Source organism: Kitasatospora setae KM-6054 (assembly GCF_000269985.1).
Classification (GTDB): Bacteria; Actinomycetota; Actinomycetes; order Streptomycetales; family Streptomycetaceae; genus Kitasatospora; species Kitasatospora setae.
Map to the genome: position 1 here is coordinate 4,541,257 of NC_016109.1, position 23,155 is coordinate 4,564,411.

The window sequence follows — 23,155 nt, forward strand, 5'->3', positions numbered from 1 at the left end:
CGAGGCGGAGATGGCCAAGAGCGTGACCGCCGGCTTGCGAAGCGCGTCTTCCGAATCGGAGTCCAACGTCGGTGGCCAGGGACCGAGGGCCGGGGGGCTGTCATTTGGGTCGGCTCATCAGGGGAGCCACTTGACGGAAGCAAGATGACAGGGCCCAGGTCAGGGTGCTTGTCAACTGTCATCTTCGGCGCCCGCCCACAACGGGTGGCGGAGCGGGCGGCGCGGCGGGTGGCAGAACGGGCGGACGGGGCTCAGGGCGTGGCGGGGAAGAGCCGTTCCAGGACCTCCGCCACGCCGTCCTCGTCGTGGCCGCCGATCACCCGGTCCGCGGCGGCGAGGACGGCGGGGTGGGCGTTGGCGACCGCGTAGGAGGTGCCGGCCCAGGCCAGCATCGGGAGGTCGTTGGGCATGTCCCCGAAGGCGACCGCCTCCGCCGCGGCGATGCCCGCGCGGGCGGCCAGCTCGTCCAGCGCGGCGGCCTTGCTGACGCCCGCCGCGACGGCCTCCACCAGCCGGTCCCCGTTGGAGTGGTAGGCGCTCACCAGCCCGTCGAGCGCCGGGCGGGCCAGGGCCAGCAGCGCGTCGGCGTCCAGTGCGGGGTGGCGGCCGATCAGCTTCGGCGCGGGGCGGCCGAACAGTTCGGCGTCGGGGACCCGCCGGACGGTCAGGTCGGCGTCCCACTCGCCCGGCTCGTACGCGTGGTCGGCGGCCAGCTCGTGGGCGTACTCGACCGCGAGGCCGATGCCCGGCGCGGCGGCGCGCAGCCGGGCCGCCGCCTCGGCGAGGGCCGGTGCCGGGATGGCGCGTTCGGCCGTCACGGTGCCGGTGCGCAGGTCGTAGCCGAAGGCGCCGTTGGAGCAGATCGCGGTGCCGCGGCCGCCGAACGCCGCGGCGATCGGGCCCATCAGCCGGGGCGGCCGCCCGGTCACCAGGACGAAGCGGCCGCCGGCCCGTTCGACCCGGGCGAAGGCGGCGACGGTCCGGGGCGAGACGGTGCGGTCGCTGCGCACGACGGTGCCGTCGAGGTCGGTGGCGACCAGCCTGGGCGGACGGTGTGTCATCGGCGGTGTGTCATCGGCGGGGTGTCATCGGCGGGGTGCCATCGGCGGGGGCTCCGTTCGGGGCGGGCTCGACTAACAGGAAGGCTTCCTGATGGTCGGTCATCATGGGCGGGCCCGGACGGCCTGTCAAGCGACCCGGGCGCCGACTCGCCCCGGCCGCAGGCCGGTTGGCGCGGGGGGATTGCGGACGTCGCGGCCTGGCCCTACGCTCGCTCCCCATTGATTAGGAAAGTTTCTTAATCAATGGAGTGAGTGCACGCCCATCCCGTCCCCCACATGAGGAGTGGCATGTCCTTCATCGGAAGCAAGCGCGGCACCGCCGTCGCGGTCGCCGTCGCCGGCGGTCTGCTCGCCGTCGCGATCGGCGGCCTGTCGCCGGCCACCGCCGCCGGCACCAACCTCGCGCTGAACAAGCCGGTCACCGTCTCCTCCACCGAGGCCAGCGGCTACAGCGGCGCGAAGGCCGTCGACGGCTCCGGCACCACCCGCTGGTCCAGCACCGAGGGCGTCGACAACCAGTGGATCCGGATCGACCTGGGCGCCGGCACCGCCGTCGACCGGGTCGTGCTCAAGTGGGAGGCCGCGTACGCCAAGGCGTACCGCGTCGAGCTCTCCGACGACGGCTCCACCTGGCGGCAGGTCTACTCCACCAGCAGCGGCGACGGCGGCACCGACGACCTCGCGGTCAGCGGCACCGGCCGCTACCTGCGGGTCTACGGCACCCAGCGCGGCACCGCCTACGGCTACTCGCTGTGGGAGGTCGAGGCGTACGGCACCGGCGGGGGTAGCACCGCCTCGCCCTCGCCGACCGCCTCCGCCTCCGCGTCGGCGTCGCCCACGGCCTCCCCCTCGCCGAGCGCCTCGTCGTCGACCACGCCGCCGACCGGCGGCGTCAACCTGGACGACCCGGCGAAGAAGGAGATCGCCATGAAGCTGGTCTCCAGCGCGGAGAACTCCTCGCTCGACTGGCGCGCCCAGTTCTCCTACATCGAGGACATCAAGGACGGCCGCGGCTACACCGCCGGCATCATCGGCTTCTGCTCCGGCACCGGCGACATGCTCGACCTGGTCGAGGCGTACACCGCCAAGAAGCCGGGCAACGTGCTGGCCTCCTACCTGCCGGCGCTCCGCTCGGTCAACGGCACCGACTCGCACCAGGGCCTCGACCCGGGCTTCCCGGCGGCCTGGAAGCAGGCCGCCACCGACCCGGTCTTCACCCAGACCCAGGAGTCGGAGCGGGACCGGGTGTACTTCAACCCGGCCGTCGCCCAGGCGAAGAAGGACGGGCTGCGCGCGCTCGGCCAGTTCGCGTACTACGACGCGGCCGTCATGCACGGCCCGGACGGGCTCGCCTCGATCCGGTCGGCGGCCCTGGCCAAGGCCAAGCCCCCGGCGCAGGGCGGCAACGAGACCACCTGGCTGAACGCCTTCCTCGACGCGCGCGAGGCGGAGATGCGCAAGGAGGCGGCGCACAGCGACACCACCCGGGTCAGCACCGAGCAGCGGAAGTTCCTCAACGAGGGCAACTTCGACCTGCACACGCCGCTGACCTGGAGCGTCTACGGCGAGCCCTACAGCATCACCTCCTGAGCCGGCGGCTCCCGGCGGCCGTCCGGTGGCGGCCGCCGGGAGCCCCGGGGCGGGGCCCGCGGTAACGAACGGGTCTCCGCCGTTGACAGTCCCATCCATTGTTTGGAAACTTTCCTAACATTCGATCCCGGCAGTCGCGGAGGAGGGCCGACGCATGACCACCCGAAAGCCGCCCCGCCCCCCGCAGGCCGGTACGCCGAGCCTGCTGCGGGCCATCAACGACCGCGCGGCGCTGGAGCTGCTGCTGGCGAACGGCCCGCTCTCCCGGGCCCAGCTCGGCAGCCTGACCGGGCTCTCGAAGCCCACCGCCTCGCTGCTGCTGGCCCGGCTGGAGGCGGTCGGACTGGTGATGCCGGTCGGCACCATGGCCGGGCGGCCGGGGCCCAACGCCCAGCTCTACCAGGTCGACCCGGCGGCCGGACACGTCGCGGGGCTGGACGTCACCAGCACCGGGACCCGGGTCGCGGTGGCCGACATCACCGGCGCGGTCCTGGCCGAGCACCACGTGCCGACCCGGGGCCGGCCGGCCGCGGAGACCGTGGCGCGGACCGCGGAGGCGGTCGCCGAGGCGGTGCGCCGGGCCGGGCTGGCGCCGGGCGCGCTGCGCGAGGTGGTGGTCGGGATCGGCGGCGCGCCGGACCCGGTGACCGGGAAGCTCCGCTACGCCTCGCACCTGCCCGGCTGGCACTCGCCGCGACTGGCGGCGGAACTCGCCGAGGCCGTCGCCGCCGGGGTCTCGTTCGAGAACGACGTGAACCTGGCCGCCGTGGCGGAGCAGGCCGGCGGGGCGGCGGCGGGCCGCGAGGACTTCGTGCTGCTGTGGGCCGAGGAGGGCATCGGCGCGGCGGTCGTGCTGGCCGGCCGGCCCCACCGGGGTTTCACCGGGGGTGCGGGCGAGGTCGGCTACATGCCGGTGCCGGACGCCCCGCCGGTGTCGTTGACCGCCCGCCGGACCCCCTCCGGCGGGTTCCAGGACCTGGCCGGCGGACCGGCCGTGCTGGCGCTGGCCCGCAAGCACGGGCTGCCCGGCACCGACGCCGCGCAGGCGGTCGCCGGGGCGCTGACCGCCCCCGGCGGCGAGGGCTTCCTGGCGGAGCTGGCCGAGCGGCTGGCGGTCGGGCTGGCGGTGATCGCCTCGGTGGTCGACCCGGAGCTGGTCGTCCTCTCCGGCGGCACCCTGACCGCGGGCGGCGAGCCCCTGCGGGAGCTGGTCCAGGACGCCCTGGGCCGGACGTCCATCCCGCGGCCGGAGGTGCGGCTGTCCGCCGTGCCGGGGCCGCCCGTCCTGACCGGCGCCCTGCAACGCGCGCTGACCACCGCCCGGGACGCCCTCTTCAGCACCCACTGACCCGACCCGTCCAGACCCGTCCCCGTCCCGTCCAGATCCGTCCCGTCCAGACCCGTCCCCGACCCGTCCCGCCCCCGCTCACGCCCCCGCGCGAGCAGGGCCCTGCGCCCCCTGCCCCCACCTTCGCAAGGAGAGCACCACCGTGGATCTGACCCGTAGACACCGCCGCTCGCTGGCCGGGATCACCGCCGCCGTCTGCGCGACCCTGCTGGCCTCGGCCTGCACCGGCACCAACTCCGGTGGCGGCCAGGACGGTTCGGCGTCCGGCCAGGACGTGACGATCACCTTCTGGCACGGCTGGAGCCAGGACAACGAGGTGAAGGCGATCAACGACAACGTCGCCGCCTTCGAGAAGCTCCACCCCAACATCCACGTCAAGGTGGTCGGCAACATCGCCGACGACAAGGCCCAGCAGGCCCTGCGCGCCGGCGGCCCCGACGCCCCCGACGTGGTCTCCTCGTTCTCCACCGACAACGTCGGCAAGTTCTGCTCCTCGCACGTGTGGGCCGACCTCGCCCCGATGCTGGCCAAGGACGGCGTCGACCCCGCCAAGACCTTCCCCGCCGCGATGCTCAAGTACAGCCAGTACCAGGGCAACCAGTGCTCGCTGCCGCTGCTCGGCGACGCCTACGGCCTCTTCTACAACAAGACCGCCTTCGCCGCCGCCGGCATCACCGCGCCGCCCAGGACCTTCGGCGAGTTCGCCGAGGACGCCGCCAAGCTGACCGTCACCGACGGCGACTCCTACAAGCAGCTCGGCTTCATGCCGAACTACCACGGCTACGAGACCGCGATCGCGCACTACCTCGGCCAGTACGGCAGCACCTACTTCGGCCCCGACGGCAAGTCCGACATCGCCACCGACCCGACCGTCGCCGCCGCGCTCGGCTGGCAGAAGCAACTCGTCGACCGGCTCGGCGGGTTCGACAAGCTGGAGAAGTACCGCACCTCGTTCGGCGACGAGTTCAGCGCCAAGAACCCCTTCACCACCGGCCAGGTCGCGATGAGCCTGGACGGCGAGTGGCGCACCGCCTCCCTCGCCGAGGACAAGCCCGACTTCGAGTGGGCCACCGCCCCGTTCCCGGTGCCGGACGACCAGGCCTCCACGTACGGGCGCGGCTACCAGACCGGCACCATCGTCGGCATCGCCAACGGCAGCAGGAAGCAGACCGCCGCCTGGACCTTCGTCAAGTACCTCACCACCGACACCGACGCCGTCGTCTCCTTCGCCAACGCCATCCACAACGTCCCCAGCACGCTGGCCGCCCTCGACTCGCCGAAGCTGGAGGCCGACCCCAACTTCCGCACCTTCGTCGACGTCGCGAAGAACCCGAACTCCTCGACCACCCCGGCCAGCGTCAACGGCGGCGCCTACCAGGTCTCCCTCCAGAACCTCAGCTACGCCGTCGAATCCGGCCAGCAGAACGACCTCAGGGCGGGCCTGACGGCCACCGCCAAGGAGATCGACGACGCCATCGCCCAGGCGAAGTGACGTACACACCATGGCACACGTGAGCTCCACCCTCCCGCCGGCGCTGCGCCGCAAGCGCCGGCGGGAGGCCGCCCGCACGGCGGCCTTCCTCTCCCCGTGGCTGATCGGGTTCGGGTTCTTCTTCCTCTACCCGCTGCTGTCCACCGTCTACTTCTCCTTCATGAACTACGACGGGTTCGCCGCGCCGACCTTCGTGGGCCTGCGGAACTGGGACTTCGTCTTCACCAAGTACCCCTCGTTCTGGCAGGGGATGGGCAACACGCTCTGGCTGGTCGCGGTGATGGTCACCCTGCGGGTGGCGTTCGGCCTGGGCGTCGGCCTGCTGGTGACGAAGGTCAAGACCGGCAGCGGGTTCTTCCGCACCGCCTTCTACCTGCCCTACCTGGCGCCGCCGGTGGCCGCCACGATGGCCTTCGCCTTCCTGCTCAACCCGGGCACCGGCCCGGTCAACCACCTGCTGGGCGAGATCGGCCTGCCGCAGCCCGGCTGGTTCACCGACCCGTCCTGGTCGAAGCCGGCCCTGACCATGCTGGCCATGTGGGGCATCGGCGACCTGATGGTGATCTTCATGGCGGCGCTGCTGGACGTCCCCCGGGAGCAGTACGAGGCGGCCGAACTGGACGGCACGAGCGCCCCGCAGCGGTTCCGGTTCGTCACGCTGCCGAACATCGCGCCGATCGTGGTGTTCGCCGTGGTCACCGGGGTGATCCAGGCGATGCAGTACTACACCCAGGCGATCGTGGCCGGGAAGGTCGCCTCCGGCGTGATCGGCGGCTCCGGCCAGCAGTTCGAGCCCGGCTACCCGCACGGCTCGACCTGGACGCTGCCGCAGATGGTCTACAACCTCGGCTTCCAACGCTTCGACACCGGTTCGGCCTGCGTGGTCGCGATCATCCTGTTCGCGATCTCGATGGCCTTCACTTCGCTGCTGATGCGCCGCCGCGCCGGCTTCCTGAACTCCGAGGACTGAGCACGATGACCCTCGCACCCTCGCTCCCCACCAAGGTCGTGCCCCGCACCCTCGCGCTCCGGGCGGCCCGTCGCAAGGCGGTGTTGAACTGGGTCGCGGTGCACTCGCTGGCGATCGCCGCCGCGCTGTTCTTCCTGCTGCCGTTCGTGTTCGTGTTCCTGACCTCGGTGATGACCGACCGCCAGGCACTGACCTCCGACCTGTGGCCCCACCACTGGCAGTGGTCGAACTACACCAAGGTGTGGAACACCGACGGCTTCCTCACCTGGTGGCGCAACACCCTGCTCTACGCCGCCCTGGGCACCGCGCTGACCATCGCCTCCAGCCTGCCCGTCGCCTACGCCCTGGCCCGCTTCCGCTTCCGCGGCCGCAACCTGGCCCTGATGGCCGTCGTCTCCATGATGATGCTCCCACCCCAGGTCACCGTCATCCCGATGTACCTGTTCTGGGCCAAACAACTGCACCTGTCCGGCACCCTGTGGCCCCTGATCATCCCGATGGCCTTCGGCGACGCCTTCTCCATCTTCCTGCTCCGCCAGTTCCTCCTCACCATCCCCAAGGAATACGTCGAAGCCGCCCGCATCGACGGCTGCGGCGAACTGCGCACCCTCCTGCGCGTCATCCTCCCCATGGCGAGGCCCGCCATCGCCGCCGTCGCGCTCTTCCAGTTCTTCTCCTGCTGGAACGACTACTTCGGACCGCAGATCTACGCCTCCGAGAACCCGGGCGCCTGGACCCTCAGCTACGGCCTGGAATCCTTCAAAGGCGCCCACCACACCAACTGGAACCTCACCATGGCCGCGACCCTCCTAGTCCTGGCCCCCGTGATGATCCTGTTCTTCCTCGCACAACGCGCCTTCGTCGAAGGCGTCACACTGACAGGGGTCAAGGGCTGATGTCCGCACTCAAACTCGCCATCGTCGGCGGCGCCTCCACCTACACGCCCGAACTCATCGACGGCTTCGCGCGCCTGCGCGACACCCTCCCCATCGGCGAACTCGTCCTCATCGACCCGGCCGCCGACCGCCTCGAACTCATCGCCGCCCTCGCCCGCCGTATCTTCGCCAGACAAGGCCACCACGCCACCGTCACCACCACCACCGACACCACCACCGGCGTCCACGACGCCGACGCCGTCCTGCTCCAACTGCGCGTCGGCGGACAAGCCGCCCGCGACAAGGACGAGACCTGGCCCCTGGAATGCGGCTGCGTCGGCCAGGAGACCACCGGCGCCGGCGGCCTCGCCAAAGCCCTGCGCACCGTCCCCGTCGTCCTCGACATCGCCGAACGCGTCCGCGCCGCCAACCCCCACGCCTGGATCGTCGACTTCACCAACCCCGTCGGCATCGTCACCCGCGCCCTGCAGAGCGCCGGACACAAAGCCGTCGGCCTGTGCAACGTCGCCATCGGCTTCCAACGCAAATTCGCCACCCACCTCGGCGTCGACCCCGAACTCGTCCGCCTCGACCACGTCGGCCTCAACCACCTCACCTGGGAACGCGGCGTCACCCTCCTGGACACCCCCGACGCCACCACCGGCACCGAAGTCCTGCCCCGACTGCTCACCGAACACGGCCAGGCCATCGCCGCCGACCTCCACCTCCCCCTGCCCGTCATCCAGCGCCTGGGCGTCGTCCCCTCCTACTACCTGCGCTACTTCTACCAGCACGACCAGGTCGTCAAGGAACTCCAGGACAAGGGCTCCCGCGCCGCCGAGGTCGCCGCCATCGAGAAGCAGCTCCTGGAGCTGTACGCCGACCCCGCCCTCGACACCAAACCCGAACTCCTCGGCCAGCGCGGCGGCGCCTTCTACTCCGAAGCCGCCGTCCAGCTCATCGCCTCCCTGCTGGGCACCGACCACCGCACCACCGTCCAGGTCGTCAACACCCGCAACGACGGCATCCTGCCCTTCCTCCCCGACGACGCCGTCATCGAGGTCCCCGCCACCGTCGACGCCACCGGCGTCCGCCCCCTGCCCCAACGCCCCCTCGAACCCCTCTACGCCGGCCTGATCGCAAGCGTCACCGCCTACGAACACCTCGCCCTCGACGCCGCCCTCCACGGCGGCCGCGACCGCGTCTTCGACGCCCTCCTCGCCCACCCCCTGATCGGCCAGATCGACCTCGCCGACCACCTCACCGACCGCCTCCTCGCCCACAACCGCCACCACCTGAACTGGGCGTGAGCACCGAACATGGCCAGCACGCACCACCACGGGGGGACGCACCGATGAACCGACCGCACCCGGAGCACCTGCCCGGCGTCCTCGCCGTCGACGCCGGCAACAGCAAGACCGACGTCGCCCTGGTCTCCACCGACGGACGGGTCCTCGGCACCGCCCGCGGTGGTGGCTTCCAACCGCAGAACACCGGCCCGGCCGCCGCCGTCGCCACGCTCGTCCCGCTGGTCCGGTCCGCCGCCGCGCAGGCCGGGCTGGCCCCCGACGGCCCGGTCGCGGCCCACGTCAGCGCCTGTCTGGCCAACGCCGACCTGCCGATCGAGGAACAGCAACTGCACGACGCGATCACCGGCCACGGCTGGGCACCGTCCACGCACGTCGCCAACGACACCTTCGGCCTGCTGCGGGCCGGCACCGACGGACCGCTCGGCGTCGCCGTGGTCTGCGGCGCCGGCATCAACTGCGTCGGCCTGCGCCCCGACGGGCAGACCGCCCGCTGGCCCGCGCTCGGCACGCTGACCGGCGACTGGGGCGGCGGCGGCGGACTCGCCGAGGAGTCCATGTGGCACGCCGCCCGGGCCGAGGACGGCCGCGGCGCACCCACCCTGCTCTCCCCGATGATCGGCGCCCACTTCGGCCTGGCCGGCGCCAACGCCGTCGCCGAGGCGATCCACCTGGGCCGGATCGACCGCACCCGGCTGCACGAGATCACCCGGGTGCTGTTCGCCGCCGCCGACGCCGGGGACGCCACCGCGCTCGCCGTGATCGACCGGCAGGCCGCCGAGATCGCCCGGCTCGCCGTGATCACCCTCGGCCGCCTCGACCTGCTCGACCGGCCGGTCCCGGTCGTCCTCGGCGGCGGCGTGCTCGCCTCCCGCCAGCCGCTGCTGCTCGACAACCTCACCGCCCGCCTCGCCGCCGACGCCCCCCTCGCCGAACCCCGCGTCGTCGTCGCCCCGCCCGTCCTCGGCGCCGCCCTGCTCGGCCTGGACCACCTGGGCGCCGCACCCGAGATCCAGCAGCGCCTGCGCGACGCCTACCCCAGCGCGTCCCCCGCGGCGATCTGACCTCCTGCGCCGCACCCCCCGAGACCCGCCGCCGGCGGGAGCGTCCGAGGCACCGCACTGCCGCGTACCGCTCCCGCCGGCGGCGTCCACGGTTCCACCCACCGCCAGGAACGACCCCCGACCGTTTTCGCAAGGAGAACCCGATGCGCCCTGCCCGCCCCCTCGCCCGCCGCACCCTGCTGGCCGGCGCCGCCGCCGCGGCCGCCCTCGTGCTCGGCCTGAACCTGGTGCCGGCCTCGGCCGCGGCCGGCGGCGGCCTGACCACCGACCAGCGGCGCCGCGCCGACCAGCTGATCAGCGTGTTCGAGAACGGCACCACGGTGATCCAGTACGGCTACGCGGAGAACATCAACGACGGCCGCGGCGTGACGGCGGGCCGGGCCGGGTTCACCACCAACGACGGCGACGCGCTGAAGGTGGTGCGGGCCTACACCGAGCAGGTGCCGGACAACCCGCTGGCCGCGTTCGTCCCCGAGCTGGAGCGGCTGGCCGCGGCGGGCAGCGGCGACACCTCCGGGCTGCCGGAGGCGGACTACGTCACGGCGTGGAAGCGGGCGGCGGACGACCCGGCGTTCCGGCGGGTGCAGGACGCGCAGGTCGACGAGCGCTACTTCGCCCCGGCGATGGCGGACGCCGACCGCCTGGGCCTGACCACCGCGCTGGCCCGCGCGGAGCTGTTCGACGCCTCCGTCCAGCACGGCAACGGCTCCGAGTACGACGCGCTGCCCGCCCTGATCGCCCGTACCAGCGCCAAGGCGGGCACCCCGGCCGCAGCGGGCGAGGACGCCTGGCTGGACGCCTTCTTCGACGTCCGGATCGACGACCTGACCCACCCCGCGAACTCGGCGACCCAGGCGGAGTGGAGCCAGTCCGTCGACCGGGTCGAGGCACTGCGCCGCATCGCCCGCACCGGCAACCGGAACCTCGACGGCCCCTTCACCGTCACCGCGTTCGGCGCGACCCACACGATCTCCTAGCCCCCTTCCCGGGACGTCCCGACCCGGGGGAGGAGCCGCCGCGTTGTGCGGCTCACACCCCGGGGCGGGAACCGGCGGTCCGCACACGGGCGTTCCATTGCACGGAGTGGTGCCCCGGGCAGTGACCCGGAAATGATCCCTTTGTATGCTCCGCTCTCCAGCTTCATCCGTCCGCCGACGTCCACCGCGCAGACGGAGCGGTGGCAGAGGCGGCCCAGCGGGCGGCCTCCGGTGAAGGGTGCAGGTGTATGACAGGCCAGAGGGCGGGGTCGTCGGGTGAGGCCGCCGGCTGGTGGGAGGACCACTCCCAGCAGGACGATTCCTACCGGCAGGACGCACCCCCGCGGGACGACGCCCCGGCGCCGAACCTGCCGCGCCGCCGCTCCGGCGGCCACGACGCGGCCCCCGCGCCCGCGACCGCGCCCGCGACCGGTGGCCGGGCCGAGGCCCGCCGGGCCGCCCAGGGCCGCGGCGGCGCGGGCGGGCGCGGCGGCGGCAACGGAAGCGGAAGCGGCGGGAACAGCGGCGGCGGCAGCGGTGGCGGCGGTCGGGCCGAGGCCCGCCGGGCCGCGCAGGGCCGCCGCAAGCCGCGCCGGACCAAGCGGATCGTGATCTGGGCCCTGGTCGGCACCAGCCTCGCCGTGGTCGGCACCGGCGGCTTCCTCTACTGGAAGCTGAACTCCAACCTGAGCTCCTGGGACAGCGCGGGCGTCAGCGAGAGCCGCCCGCCGGAGGCGCAGGCCGACGCGGACGGCAACAAGCCGATGAACATCCTGCTGATCGGCTCCGACTCGCGCGACGGCGCCAACAAGGACCTCGGCGGCGGTGACGAGGGCGGCGCCCGCTCCGACACCACGATCCTGTTGCACGTCTACGCCGACCACAAGCACGCCGTCGGCATCTCGTTCCCGCGCGACGCGCTGGTCGAGATACCCGCCTGCATGCTGCCGACCAAGAAGTGGACCAAGCCGCAGCCCAGCGCCATGTTCAACAGCGCCTTCTCGGTGGGCGACACCGACGCGGGCAACCCGGCCTGCACCCAGAACACCGTCGAGAAGCTCACCAACCTGCGGGTCGACCACACCATCGTGGTCAACTTCCAGGGCTTCGCCGACATGACCAAGGCGGTCGGCGGCGTCGAGGTCTGCCTGCCCAACGACATCTACGAGCGTGACCTCAACCCGAACCTGCCGCGCAAGGGCAAGGTGGTCTACCAGAAGGGCGTCCAGAAGGTCGAGGGCCAGTCCGCGCTGGACTACGTCCGGCTGCGCCACGGCATCGGCGACGGCTCCGACGTCGGCCGGATGAAGCGTCAGCAGGCGTTCCTGTCCGCGCTGATCAAGCAGGTGAAGTCGAACGGGATGAGCCCGACCGCCCTGTACCCGCTGGCTGACGCCGCCACCAGGTCGATGACGGTGGACGAGGGCCTGAACAGCATCCAGAAGCTGACCGACCTGGCGATGACGCTCAAGGGCATCGACCTGTCCAACATCAAGTTCCTCACCACACCCTGGCACTACCAGGGCGAGCGGATCGGCCTCAACCACCCCGAGGTCGACCAGCTGTGGGCCGCCCTGCGGGCCGACCGCACGCTGGACGGCAAGGACGCCAGCGCGGGCAGCGCCAGCCCGACGCCGACCCCGGCGGCCGACCCGGCGCCGGCCGCGACCCCGGCCGCTACCCCGGCCGCGCCGGTCAACGGCGCCGGCGTGAAGGTCGCCGTCCTGAACGGCACCACCACGGGCGGGCTCGGCAACAAGGCGGCCGCGACCCTGAAGGGCGCCAACTACACCGTCACCACGACCGGCAACGCGCCCAGCCAGAACCACGCCACCACGGTGGTCCAGTACGGCTCGGCCGGGCAGAAGGCGAACGCGCAGGCCGTCGCCGCGCTGTTCCCCGGCGCGACCGTCGAGGCGGGCGGCGGCGCGGGCGTCACGCTGGTCCTCGGCAAGGACTACGCGGGCACCGCCGGCGGCGGGACGACCGCAGCGAGCAAGGACCCGGGCCCGGTCTCCTCGGCGGTCGCCGAGGGCGCCCGCTCCGCGGACCAGGACGCCTGCTCCGACCTCAGCTACGGCTGACCGGCCCCGCCAGGACGCGTGCTGCCCCGGCCCTCCGGGAAGGGCCGGGGCGGCGGGCCGTGCGGGGCGCGGTGTCAGGCGAGGCCGAACACCCGGTCCAGCACGACGGCCACGCCGTCCTCGTCGTTGCCGACCGTCACCTCGTCGGCGACCGCGCGCAGCTGCTCGTGCGCGTTGCCCATCGCCACGCCGTACCCGGCCCAGCGGAACATCGGGACGTCGTTGGGCATGTCGCCGAAGGCGATGGTCTCGGCGGCGGTGGCGCCCAGCCGGCGGGCGGCCAGGGTGAGGCCGGTGGCCTTGGTCAGGCCGAGCGGGAGGAGCTCGACGATGCCCTCGCCGGCCATCGTGATGCCGACCAGCTGGCCGGCCACCGACTGGGCGGCGGAGGCGAGTTGGTCGTCCGTCAGCTCGGCGTGCTGGATGTACAGCTTGCTGACCGGGGTGGCCAGCAGCTCCTCGGGGGCGACCGGGCGCAGCGGCAGTTCGGTGCCGATCCGCAGCTTGTAGCCGGGGCCGGCCAGCACCTCGCCGTCCAGGCCGTCCTGGTTGGCGGCGACGGCCAGCGGGCCGACCTCGGCCTCGATCTTGGCGAGGGCGAGCGCGGCCAGCTGCCGGTCCAGGGTGACGGAGGTGAGCAGCTTGTGCGCGCCCGCGTCGTAGACCTGGGCGCCCTGCCCGCAGACCGCTATCCCGGTGTAGCCGATCTCGTCGAGCACCGGCCGGGTCCAGCCCGCGGAGCGGCCGGTGACGATGATGTGCTTGGCCCCGAGCGCGGTGACCGCGGCCAGGGACTCCCGGGTGCGGGCGGAGACGTTCTCGGCGCTGGTGAGCAGCGTCCCGTCGAGGTCGGTGGCGACCAGCCGGTAGGGCAGGGCGTGGGTGCTCATGGCGCGGGTGCTCCTGGACGAAGGGGTGTTACCGGGCGGCGACGGGCTCCAGCACGGACTTCCCGCCGAGGAAGGGCCGCAGGGCCTCGGGCAGGGCGACCGAGCCGTCGGGGAGCTGGTGGTTCTCCAGCAGCGCGACGATCACCCGGGGGACGGCGACCAGGGTGCCGTTGAGGGTGGCCAGCGGGCGGACGCCGTCGGCGTCGCGCATCCGGATGGCGAGCCGGCGGGCCTGGTACTCGGTGGTGTTGGAGGTGGAGGTGACCTCGCGGTACCTGCCCTGGGTCGGGACCCACGCCTCGATGTCGAACTTGCGGGCGGCGGAGGAGCCGAGGTCGCCGGAGGCGACGTCGATCACCCGGTAGGGCAGCTCCAGGGCGTTCAGGAAGTCCTTCTCCCACTGGAGCAGGCGGCGGTGCTCGGCCTCGGCGTCCTCGGGGGTGGTGAAGACGAACATCTCCACCTTCTCGAACTGGTGGACCCGGATGATGCCGCGGGTGTCCTTGCCGTAGGTGCCGGCCTCGCGGCGGAAGCAGGAGGAGAAGCCGGCGTACCGCAGCGGCAGCTTGTCGGCGTCCAGGATCTCGTCCATGTGGTAGGCGGCGAGCGGTACTTCGCTGGTGCCGACCAGGTAGCGGTCGTCGTCCGCGAGGTAGTACACGTTCTCGGCGGCCTGGCCGAGGAAGCCGGTGCCGTCCATCGCGGCGGGGCGCACCAGCGCGGGGGTGATCATCGGGGTGAAGCCGGCGGCGCCGGCCTGGGCCATCGCCATGTTGACCAGGGCGAGCTCCAGCAGCGCGCCGGGGCCGGTCAGGTAGTAGGAGCGGGCGCCGGCCACCTTGGCGCCGCGCTCGGTGTCGATCGCGCCGAGCAGCCGGCCCAGTTCGACGTGGTCGCGGGGCTCGAAGCCCTCGGCGGCGAAGTCGCGCGGGGTGCCGACCTCCTCCAGGGTGACGAAGTCCTCCTCGCCGCCGACCGGGGCGGCCGGGTCGATCAGGTTCGCCAGCGCGCGCTGCAGCCGCTCGGCCTCCTCCTTCGCCTCGCCCTGCGCGGTGTCGGCGGCCTTCACCTCGGCGGCCAGCTCCTTGGTGCGGGCCAGCAGCGCGGCCTTCTCCTCGCCCTTGGCGGCGGCCACCAGCTTGCCGAGCTGCTTCTGCTCGGCGCGCAGTTCGTCGAAGCGGGTGCCGGACGCGCGGCGGCGTTCGTCGGCTGAGAGCAGGGCGTCGACCAGGTCGACGTCCTCACCACGGGAGCGCTGCGAGGAGCGCACGCGCTCGGGGTCGTCACGGAGCAGGCGGAGGTCGATCACGGGCTCCAGCCTACCGGTGGCGGGCGGACGGTCCGGGGAGCGGAATCCGGCCGATGCCGACTTGGGCGTTGTGTCCGTTTCTGTCGGGGAATGTGGCATGATGCGCCGGGCCGTCGGCGGGGGGTGTGGAAGGGGCCTGGGGAAAGCCGTCCCGACCCTGGGGATAACTCCGCTCCGCCTGTGGATAACCCCGGTGGACAACTCCGCCGGGAGCGGGTTATCCACAGGCGTCCGGGCGGGCCTGTGGACAGCGGGAAACCGAAGGGCCGCAGACGTCCGAACCGGGAATTCCAGGTTTCAAACCCCGATTCGGCTTCCCGAGTGAGGGAATTCGCTCGCTCGCCCAGGTGATTTGTCGGCGCAAGGGCGACTCTGGTCCGATAAGTCCACTCCGCGCCCCTAGCTGATGATCTGACCGGGCTCGACGGTTTCTTTACCGTTTTGTCGACCGGGACCCGCCCCTGTGGATAACTGCCCGTCAGCTGGGGACAACCGCGCCTGTGGACGCCGCCCGCCGCCCTGTGGATGAACCGCCCCGCCCGCCGCCGCCCGGCCCGCGGCCCGCCGCGCCGCTGGTGAACGGGGTTCGGCCGGCCAGGTGACGTCCGGGCGTGTCGAAAATGAACGGGTCGCAACCGCGTGCGGTCCCGACCCGGCCGGATTCGCGCCCCCCGGGTGCGCGGGGTGCGCCGGGGGCGCGGGTCAGAGCTCCCCGCGCCCGTCCAGGCAGCGCGAGAGCCAGTCCGAGGCGTTGGCGAAGTCGAGGTCCGAGGTGCCGTTGCGGAGCGGGGAGGCGGCGCCCTTGTCGGCCCGCGGGTAGGAGCCGAGGAAGCGCACCTGCGGGCAGATCCGCTTCAGGCCCATCATCGCCTCGCTGACCCGCCGCTCGCTCAGGTGCCCCTCGCAGTCGAACAGGAAGCAGTAGCTGCCCATGCCCTCGCCGGTCGGCCGGGACTCGATCCGCATCAGGTTGATGCCGCGCACCGCGAACTCCTGCAGCAGCTCCAGCAGCGCGCCCGGGTGGTCGTCCGGCAGCCACGCCACCATCGAGGTCTTGTCCCAGCCGGTCGCCGAGGAGACCCGCCCCGGCCGGCCCGCCAGCACGAACCGGGTGGTCGGCGAGGTCGCGGGGTTGATCGCGTCCGACAGCACCTCCAGCCCGTACAGCTCGGCGGCGAACGCGCCCGCCACCGCCGCGTCGTAGCGGCCCTCCTGCACCAGCCGGGCCGCCTCCGCGTTGGACGCCGCCGACTCCCACTGCGCGTCCGGCAGGTTCGCGGCCAGCCAGTGCCGCACCTGCGGCTGGGCCACCGGGTGGCCGCTGACCGTCTTCACGTCGCCCGCGGCCGTCCCGGGCCGGACCATCACCGCGAACGAGATCGGCAGCAGCACCTCGCGGTAGATCATCAGCGGGCTGCCGTTGATCAGCTCGTCGCTGGTGGTGGTGACCGCGCCGTCCACCGAGTTCTCGATCGCCACCATCGCGCCCGCGGCCTCGCCCGCCCGCACCGCGTCCAGCGCCGCCGACACCGACGCCACCGGCGTCAGCTCCCGGGTCGCCGCCTCCGGCAGCGTCCGCAGCGCGGCCTCGGTGAAGGTGCCCGCGGGTCCGAGATAGGTGTAACGGGTCGCCGACATGACCGCCTCCGAAACTCACAGCGCGTACGCGTGGACAGCCCCGGCCCACCCCGTCACCATAGCCACTCCCGCCCCCCGGCCCGCCCGCGTTCCGCACTACGGGCACCGGCCCGGGCGGCGGCGTGCTACGCCCCTCAGCCCTCCAGCAGCTGCTGCCCCACGTACCCGCCCGCCGGGGCGCCCGGCGGGACGGCGAACAGCGCGGACGCCTCGTGCCGCAGGTAGCGGGAGAGGCCGTCGCCGCGGGCGAGCCGCTGCTGGACCGGCACGAAGCCGCGCGCCGGGTCGGCCTGGTACGCGGCGAACAGCAGCCCGGCGTCGGGGGAGCCGTCCGGCAGCAGGCCGTCGTGGAAGGAGAAGCCGCGCCGGAGCATCGCCGCCCCGCCGTTGGAGGCCGCCGCGGCGACCCGGACGTGCGCGTCGGGGGCGATCCGCAGGACGCCGTCCGGGTCGGTGGCGGCCAGGTCGACCGGGGTCCGCTCGACCGCGCCCGGCCCGCCGGAGAGCGGGGCGCCGTCGCTCTTGCGGCGGCCGATGATCCGCTCCTGCTTGTCCAGCGGCAGGGTGTCCCAGCCCTCCAGCAGCATCCGGATCCGGCGCAGCACGGCGTAGCTGCCGCCCGCCATCCAGTCGGGGCCGGTCGCGAACACGGCGGCCTCGAAGTCCGGGTCGGACGGCCGCGGGTTGTTGGTGCCGTCGACCTGGCCCATCAGGTTGCGGCCGGTCATCGGGTGCGGCGTCGCGCCGGGCGTCCGGGCGAAGCCGGACATCAGCCAGCGCGGCGCGGCCAGCCCGGTGGCCAGCCGCAGCAGCACCCGCAGCGCGTGCACCGCGACCAGCGCGTCGTCCGCGCCGACCTGCACCCACAGGTCGCCGTCCGAACGGGCCGGGTCCAGCGCGTCGCCGGGGAAGGCGGGCAGCGCGGCCAGCGCGGCGGGGCGGCGGTCGGCCAGGCCGGCCTTGTCGAACAGGCCCGCGCCGAAGCCGAAGGTGACGGTCAGCGAGCTCGGTCCGGCGTCCAGCGCGATCTGGTTCTCGCCCTCGGCGGCGGGCTCGCCCGCCGCCATCCGGGCCGCGGCCGCGGACCAGCCGCGCAGCAGCGCGGCCAGCCCGTCCCGCCCGGTGCTGGCCAGCAGGTCGAACGCCGCCCACTCGACCCGGGCCTGCGCGGGCTCGGTGATCCCGCCCTGCCGGGCCCCGTGGAACGGCACCCGGGCCGCGCCCAGGCCCGGCCCGGCGGCCGCCGGCGCCTGCGCCGAGGCCCGGCCGCCCCACGCCCCGCCGGCCGCGCCCACCGCGAGCCCGGCCCCGGCCCCGCCGAGCACCGCCCGCCGGGACAGCCCGCCGGACCCGGCCGGTGTCGTCGACTGCCCGCTCACGGCCCCACCTTCAGCTGCTGGGTCGCCGTCACCTGGTCGATGTCGGAGGACCGGACGGTCACCGACACCACCCACACGCCGTTCAGCGGCAGCTGCGCGGTGCCGGTCCAGCTCCCGGCGCCCTCCGCCCGCAGGGTGACCGGCAGCGGGCCGAGGTCGCGGTCGGGCAGGGTGAACGCCAGCTCGACCTCCGGCACCTCGACGGGCTGCCCGGCGCCGTCGACCAGCTTCAGGGTGACCGCGTTCGGCCCGGTGGCGACCGGGTTGACGGTGACGGTGGCGGTGCCCTTCGCGTTCGGGGTGCGGCCGCCGGTGTCGTACGGGAGCTTCAGCTCCTGGGTCCGGCCCGGCACCGCCGAGGCGCCCGCCGACGGGGCCGACGCGGCGGGGGCGTCCGCGACGGCCTGGGCGACCCGTCCGGGCGGCGAGTTGGTGAGCATGGTGGTGACCACCAGCACCAGCACCGCGACCGCGGTCTCCACCAGCACGCTGCGCCGCAGCCCGGCCCGCGCGGGCGAGCCGGCGGCGGCCCGCTCGCCCCGGGCGCGGTCCCGCAGCGCCCGCTGCCGGGCGAGCTGGGCGGCCCGCTCCGGATCGGCGTCGGCGGTGTCGGCGGCGCCCGTCGCGTCCGCGTCCGTGTCCGCGTCCAGGTCCGTGTCCGTGCGGGTGTCCGTGGCGGTCCCGGCCCGCGCCGGCTCGTCGGCGGTGCGCAGCCGGGCGGTCCAGGCGCGGGAGATCCAGGCGACGCCGAGCATCGCCGCCACGCAGCCGACCTTGATCAGCAGCAGTCGCCCGTACTCGGTGTCGACCAGCGCGCTCCACGAGCCCAGGCCGCGCCAGGACTGGTAGGCGCCGGTCACCACCAGCACCGCGACCAGCCAGAACGCCAGCCGGGAGAAGCGGTCGACGGCGGCGGCGGTCAGGCCGCGGCGCAGGCCGAGGGCGAGCACGGCCAGGCCGCCGAGCCAGCCGGCCATCGCGAGCAGGTGCAGGGCGGCCAGCGGCAGCGCGAGGGCGACCTGGATGCCGACCGCGGAGTGGTCGGCGCCGACCCAGGTCGCGGAGAGCGCGAGCGCCAGGGCCAGTCCGGCCAGGCCGAGGCCGAGCCGGGTGTCGCGCTGCGGGCGTTCGGCGGCGGCCCGCTCCAGCCGGCGCAGCTCGGCCTCCTCCGGGTCGGCGTCCTCGTCCGGCGCGGCGTCCACCGGGGCGGGTGCGGGCTGCTGCTGCCCCAACTGGCCGACCAGCAGCGACAGGAAGACGCCGGCGGCGGCGAGCAGCAGCATCCGGGCGGCGAGCGCGGTGCCGATCCGCTCGTCCAGGGTGGCGCGCACCAGCGACAGGTCGAAGGTCTGCCCGAGGCCGGTGCCGCGCTCGTACGGGCCGCGCAGCATCAGCACCGCCCAGGTGGAGAGCAGCAGCGCGACCCAGGCGGACATCAGCAGCCGCTGCACGCCGCGCACGGCCGCGCCGCCGGGCCACACCACGATCACGAACGCGGCGGCGCCGGCCAGCAGCGCGAACGCGGTGTACGCGACGGTGCGGGCGGTGCCGTAGGCGAAGGCGACCGCGCCGTCGGCCTTGGCGCCCTGCACGGCGGCGGCGTTCACCGAGGTGTCGGACGGGGCGCCGACCGAGAAGGTGAACGCGCCGCCGATCGGGTGGGAGTCCTCCGAGACGGCCCGCCAGGCCACCGTGTAGGTGCCGTTGCCGAGGTTCGCCCGCAGTCCGACCCGGGCGGTGGTGTCCCGGCCGTCGACGTGTCCGGGCTTGCCGTCGTCGACGGCGTTGCCCTGCGGGTCGAGCACCCGCACCGAGTCCGGGGAGAGCGACACGCCCTCGCTGAAGGTCAGCGTCACGGCGGCGGGCGCGGTCGCCACCACCGAGTTCCGCTCCGGGTCGGTCTGCTCCAGGGTGGCGTGCGCGGACGCCGCCGTCGCCCCGCCGAGCACCAGCCCGAGCGCCGCCACCAGCACCGCCAGCAGCGCGCCGAGCCGCCGCCTCGCCCCTGTCACCACGTGCCTGCCTCTTCTCGCCATCGCCGGTCAGTCGCCCGTACCCGGACGGTACGTCAGGGGTTTCACCGGAACCTTCACCACGACCGTGCCCGCCTTGGCGAACCGCAGGTCCAGCTCCAGCTCGTCGCCCAGCGCGGGCCGCTTCACCCAGTCCATGATCATCAGGTGCGCGCCGCCGCGGGCCAGGTCGAGGGTGCCGCCGGCCGGGACGTCCATCGCCGCGACCGCCTCCATCGAGGTGTCGGTCGAGCGGTGCATCGTCACCGACCCGGCGGACGGGCTGCTCACGCTCACCAGGGTGTCCGCGCCGCCGTCGTTGCGGACGGTCAGGTAGCCCGCGCCCATCCCGTCGGGGGTGGCGGGCAGCGGTATGTACGGGTCCGCGACGGTCAGCCGCGGCACCCCGTCGCCCTCCCCGTCCGACTGGAACGCCACCGCGAGCGCGCCCGCCGCCAGCACGGCCGCCAGCGCGGCCCCGCCCAGCGCGCCGCGCCGGAAGGCCCGGCTCACACCGCCACCCCGTCCGCCAGCAGCGCCAGGTCGTGCTTGTAGACGTCGGTCGAGGTGCCCGCCATGTACAGCAGGTGCGCCTTGTCGTCGGTCGGCAGGAACGCCAGCACCTGCGCGCCGTGCGTGGAGGTCACCGCGCCCTTCGCGTCGACCACCGGGTCCTCGACCGCGATGCCCAGCGGCCTGGCCGCGGCCCGCACCTTCGCCAGGTCGCCGGTCATCCCGACGAAGTCCTTGCCCATCGAGTCCAGCCAGGTCCGCAGCACCTGCGGGGTGTCCCGCTCCGGGTCGGTCGAGACGAACACGATCGCCAGCTTCTCCCGCTGCTCGGCGGTCAGCTTCGACATCGCGACCCCGATGTCGCCCATCGTGGTCGGGCACACGTCCGGGCAGCTGGTGTACCCGAAGAACAGCAGCACCGTCTTGCCCGCGGTCCTGGCCCGCAGGTCGTACGGCTGCCCGGAGGTGTCGTCCAGCACCAGGTCCGGCTTCTCGAAGTTCTTGCTCAGCACCGTGCCCTGGTACCGGCTGGTCGAGGCCTTCTTGCTGACCTTCGCCGCCCCCGTGCTCTCCCCGCCGCCCCCGGACGAGGAACAGGCGGACAGCGCGAGCGAGGCGCCCAGCACGAGGGCGGCGGCGGTCAGGAACCGGGAACGGGGGCGACGGGGGCGACGGAGGGAGGCCAAGGGACTGTCCTGTTCGTACGGGGAGCTTCGGGTCTGAACGGCGGGGCGACGGGTGTCGCGGCGAGGGGGCCGGGGCGGGGCCGCCGGGCGTGCGCGGCCCCGCTCCGGCCGGGGGTCAGGACCGGTCGGAACGGCGGCGCAGCCCGGCCGCGCCGAGCGCCGCGCCGAGCACGCCGACCACGATGCCGACCACGCCGAGCGTGCGGGCCGTCGAGTCGGAGGACTTCGCGGCGGGCGCCGCGGCCTCCTGCTTGCCGGTGGAGTCCGCCGAGTGGTGGTCGGCGGCCGCGGCGGCGTCCGCGGCCTTGGCCAGCTTCAGCGCCGGGGCGGGCTTGGACGGCTCGGGCTGCCCGTCCTTGGCCTCCTCGATCCAGCGCACCACGTCGCCGTTGTCGTACGTCTGCAGCGCCTTGAAGGTCAGCTTGTCGGTGTCGGTCGGCAGCGCGCCGAGCGAGACCGCGAAGTCCTGGTACTGGCCGGGCCCGATCTTGGTGCCGTCGTTCGCGGTCCAGGTGATCTTCGAGACGGCCTCGGTGATCTGCTGGCCGTGCGAGTCCAGCGGCTTGTCGAGCTTCGACTTCTCCAGCACGGCCGTCCAGCCCGGGATCGGCTGGGTCCGCACCGAGGCCATCGGGTGGTCCATCGGCAGGTTGACCTCGACCTTCACGGTCGAGGCGGTGTCGCTCTCGTTCGGCACCCGGAACGCCACGGCGCTGTACCCGCCCTGCTGGACACTGCCCGGCTGGACGGTGACGTGCGCGAAGGCGGGGACGGCGGACACCAGCAGGGCGCCGGCCGCGACGACCAGGGTGCCGAGGGAACGACGGGCGGAAAGCGAACGCATCAGGGGACTCCTGAGGAAAGGGGGCCGCGCGGCGGTGCGCGTCGGCACGGGGGAGGAACAGGACCCGTCCGGCCCGCCGGTGGCTGAAGGCTCACGGCGCGGGCACGGCGGCAGCGGTGCGCGCCCCGGCCCCGGACACTTCCTCCCCGGACCCGGTCAGCGCGCGAACGCCGCCACCGGCGGTCCCCGGCGCAGCACGCTGTGCCGCAGCGCCGCCGCGGCGGGCAGCGGCCAGTCCTCCGGGCGCCCGGCCCGGCGCGCCGCGGCGACCGGACGCCCGGTGCCCAGCAGCAGCGCCGTCAGCAGCGCCACCGCGGTGCGCACCGGCGCCGCCCACTCCCGCGCGGTCAGCGCGACCGCCCGCAGCAGCCGCCACAGCGCGGCCTCGCCGCGCCGCAGCCACCAGCCCGCGACCAGCGCCGCCGCCAAGTGGCCCAGCAGCATCGCCGGAGTCAGCCCCAGCCAGGCCGAGGCGTGCGGCGCGGCGGCGGCCACCACCGCCTGCGGATCCAGGCCCGCGGCGCTCACCACCTGCTCCGGCGTGGTGTCCAGCGGCACGACCGTCAGCCCGTTGCCCGGGGCGTCGTCGCACAGCAGCCGGCCCGCGACCACCGCCAGCGGGTCCACGGACGCCGTGGAACCGTTTCCGGCCATTCCCGCGTGCGCCATCGGAGCGGCCCCGAACAGGCCGCCGCCCAGGTAGTGGAACAGCAGGTGAAGCCCCACCTGCCCACCGGCCAGCGCCGCCGCGATCGCCGCCAGCGAGCGCTCCCGCCCGCCGGCCAGCGCCGCCGCCGCGCACACCGCGGCGAAGCCCGGCAGCAGCACCTCCGGCGCCACCGCGCCACCCGCCCGCGCGTGTCCGAAGGCCGCGACCAGCGTGCACACCAGCGCGAACGGCACCGCCCGCAACAGCCGCAGGTCCCAGGCGGCCACCGGCATCCGCACGGCGGGCACGGCGGCGCCCCGGCGGGCGGCGGCGGTGGGCTCAGTCATGGCCGGGCCATCATCTCACCGCCTACACCGGCCCCCGGGGCAGGGGCCGCAACCCGCCCCGAATGGCGAGAAACCGCCCGGCGCACTCACCCGTCCGCGCGCTGATCGGCACACCCGACA

19 protein-coding genes and 1 pseudogene are annotated in these 23,155 nt (G+C 74.0%); 10 read left to right on the plus strand and 10 right to left on the minus strand.

The annotated features are described in order from the left end of the window. Positions 1-251: 251 nt before the first annotated feature. Entirely contained in the window at positions 252-1,061 is an 810-nt protein-coding gene (locus tag KSE_RS20140) for an HAD family hydrolase (RefSeq protein WP_014137180.1), read from the minus strand. A 288-nt stretch (positions 1,062-1,349) separates the two neighbouring features. Here KSE_RS20140 and KSE_RS44850 point away from each other — a divergent pair. The 10 genes and pseudogenes from KSE_RS44850 to KSE_RS20185 form a co-directional block, all read left to right on the plus strand. After that, positions 1,350-1,760: pseudogene (locus tag KSE_RS44850) on the plus strand (discoidin domain-containing protein); the annotation flags it as partial. Between the two features lie 51 nt (positions 1,761-1,811). Continuing rightward, positions 1,812-2,651, plus strand: coding sequence for a chitosanase (locus KSE_RS44855; protein WP_231873393.1), 840 nt, complete (start codon positions 1,812-1,814; stop codon positions 2,649-2,651). A gap of 154 nt (positions 2,652-2,805) precedes the next feature. Continuing rightward, a complete protein-coding gene (locus KSE_RS20150) occupies positions 2,806-3,999 on the plus strand; it encodes an ROK family transcriptional regulator (RefSeq protein ID WP_014137182.1) in 1,194 nt (397 codons plus the stop codon). 142 nt (positions 4,000-4,141) lie between these two features. Further along, entirely contained in the window at positions 4,142-5,491 is a 1,350-nt protein-coding gene (locus tag KSE_RS20155) for an ABC transporter substrate-binding protein (RefSeq protein ID WP_014137183.1), read from the plus strand. A 10-nt stretch (positions 5,492-5,501) separates the two neighbouring features. Then, the gene (locus KSE_RS20160; RefSeq protein WP_014137184.1) at positions 5,502-6,461 is read left to right on the plus strand and encodes a carbohydrate ABC transporter permease; all 960 of its coding nucleotides are present in this window, start codon (positions 5,502-5,504) and stop codon (positions 6,459-6,461) included. 5 nt (positions 6,462-6,466) lie between these two features. After that, a complete protein-coding gene (locus KSE_RS20165; RefSeq protein ID WP_014137185.1) occupies positions 6,467-7,357 on the plus strand; it encodes a carbohydrate ABC transporter permease in 891 nt (296 codons plus the stop codon). Continuing rightward, positions 7,357-8,646, plus strand: a complete 1,290-nt coding sequence (locus KSE_RS20170) for a 6-phospho-beta-glucosidase (RefSeq protein WP_014137186.1) — start codon at positions 7,357-7,359, stop codon at positions 8,644-8,646. The genes KSE_RS20165 and KSE_RS20170 overlap by 1 nt, the downstream gene beginning before the upstream one ends. Positions 8,647-8,690: 44 nt before the next feature. Continuing rightward, positions 8,691-9,707, plus strand: coding sequence for an N-acetylglucosamine kinase (locus KSE_RS20175; protein ID WP_014137187.1), 1,017 nt, complete (start codon positions 8,691-8,693; stop codon positions 9,705-9,707). A 143-nt stretch (positions 9,708-9,850) separates the two neighbouring features. Further along, the gene (locus tag KSE_RS20180; protein ID WP_014137188.1) at positions 9,851-10,684 is read left to right on the plus strand and encodes a chitosanase; all 834 of its coding nucleotides are present in this window, start codon (positions 9,851-9,853) and stop codon (positions 10,682-10,684) included. Positions 10,685-10,932: 248 nt separating this feature from the next. Next, positions 10,933-12,768: an LCP family protein gene (locus KSE_RS20185; protein ID WP_014137189.1), complete on the plus strand. Its 1,836-nt coding sequence runs from the start codon at positions 10,933-10,935 to the stop codon at positions 12,766-12,768. 74 nt (positions 12,769-12,842) lie between these two features. Here the strand turns inward: KSE_RS20185 and KSE_RS20190 are convergent, their stop codons facing one another. The 9 genes from KSE_RS20190 to KSE_RS20230 form a co-directional block, all read right to left on the minus strand. Beyond that, positions 12,843-13,658 (minus strand): HAD family hydrolase, encoded by an 816-nt coding sequence (locus KSE_RS20190; protein ID WP_014137190.1) that lies wholly within the window; start codon positions 13,656-13,658, stop codon positions 12,843-12,845. A gap of 28 nt (positions 13,659-13,686) precedes the next feature. Further along, positions 13,687-14,967, minus strand: a complete 1,281-nt coding sequence (gene serS / locus KSE_RS20195) for a serine--tRNA ligase (RefSeq protein ID WP_014137191.1) — start codon at positions 14,965-14,967, stop codon at positions 13,687-13,689. A 702-nt stretch (positions 14,968-15,669) separates the two neighbouring features. Beyond that, positions 15,670-16,605 (minus strand): prephenate dehydratase, encoded by a 936-nt coding sequence (gene pheA / locus KSE_RS20200; protein WP_014137192.1) that lies wholly within the window; start codon positions 16,603-16,605, stop codon positions 15,670-15,672. A 134-nt stretch (positions 16,606-16,739) separates the two neighbouring features. Further along, a complete protein-coding gene (gene efeB, locus KSE_RS41345; RefSeq protein WP_014137193.1) occupies positions 16,740-17,984 on the minus strand; it encodes an iron uptake transporter deferrochelatase/peroxidase subunit in 1,245 nt (414 codons plus the stop codon). Continuing rightward, positions 17,981-19,996, minus strand: coding sequence for a FixH family protein (locus KSE_RS20210; RefSeq protein ID WP_231873193.1), 2,016 nt, complete (start codon positions 19,994-19,996; stop codon positions 17,981-17,983). The genes efeB and KSE_RS20210 overlap by 4 nt, the downstream gene beginning before the upstream one ends. Positions 19,997-20,026: 30 nt before the next feature. Then, the gene (locus KSE_RS20215; protein WP_014137195.1) at positions 20,027-20,509 is read right to left on the minus strand and encodes a copper chaperone PCu(A)C; all 483 of its coding nucleotides are present in this window, start codon (positions 20,507-20,509) and stop codon (positions 20,027-20,029) included. Further along, positions 20,506-21,195 carry an SCO family protein gene (locus KSE_RS20220; RefSeq protein WP_014137196.1) on the minus strand — a complete coding sequence of 230 codons (690 nt, stop codon included), beginning with the start codon at positions 21,193-21,195 and terminating at the stop codon, positions 20,506-20,508. The genes KSE_RS20215 and KSE_RS20220 overlap by 4 nt, the downstream gene beginning before the upstream one ends. Before the next feature lie 115 nt (positions 21,196-21,310). Then, positions 21,311-22,039, minus strand: coding sequence for a YcnI family copper-binding membrane protein (locus tag KSE_RS20225; protein WP_014137197.1), 729 nt, complete (start codon positions 22,037-22,039; stop codon positions 21,311-21,313). Positions 22,040-22,195: 156 nt separating this feature from the next. Then, positions 22,196-23,035, minus strand: a complete 840-nt coding sequence (locus tag KSE_RS20230; RefSeq protein WP_014137198.1) for a hypothetical protein — start codon at positions 23,033-23,035, stop codon at positions 22,196-22,198. Positions 23,036-23,155: the final 120 nt, after the last annotated feature.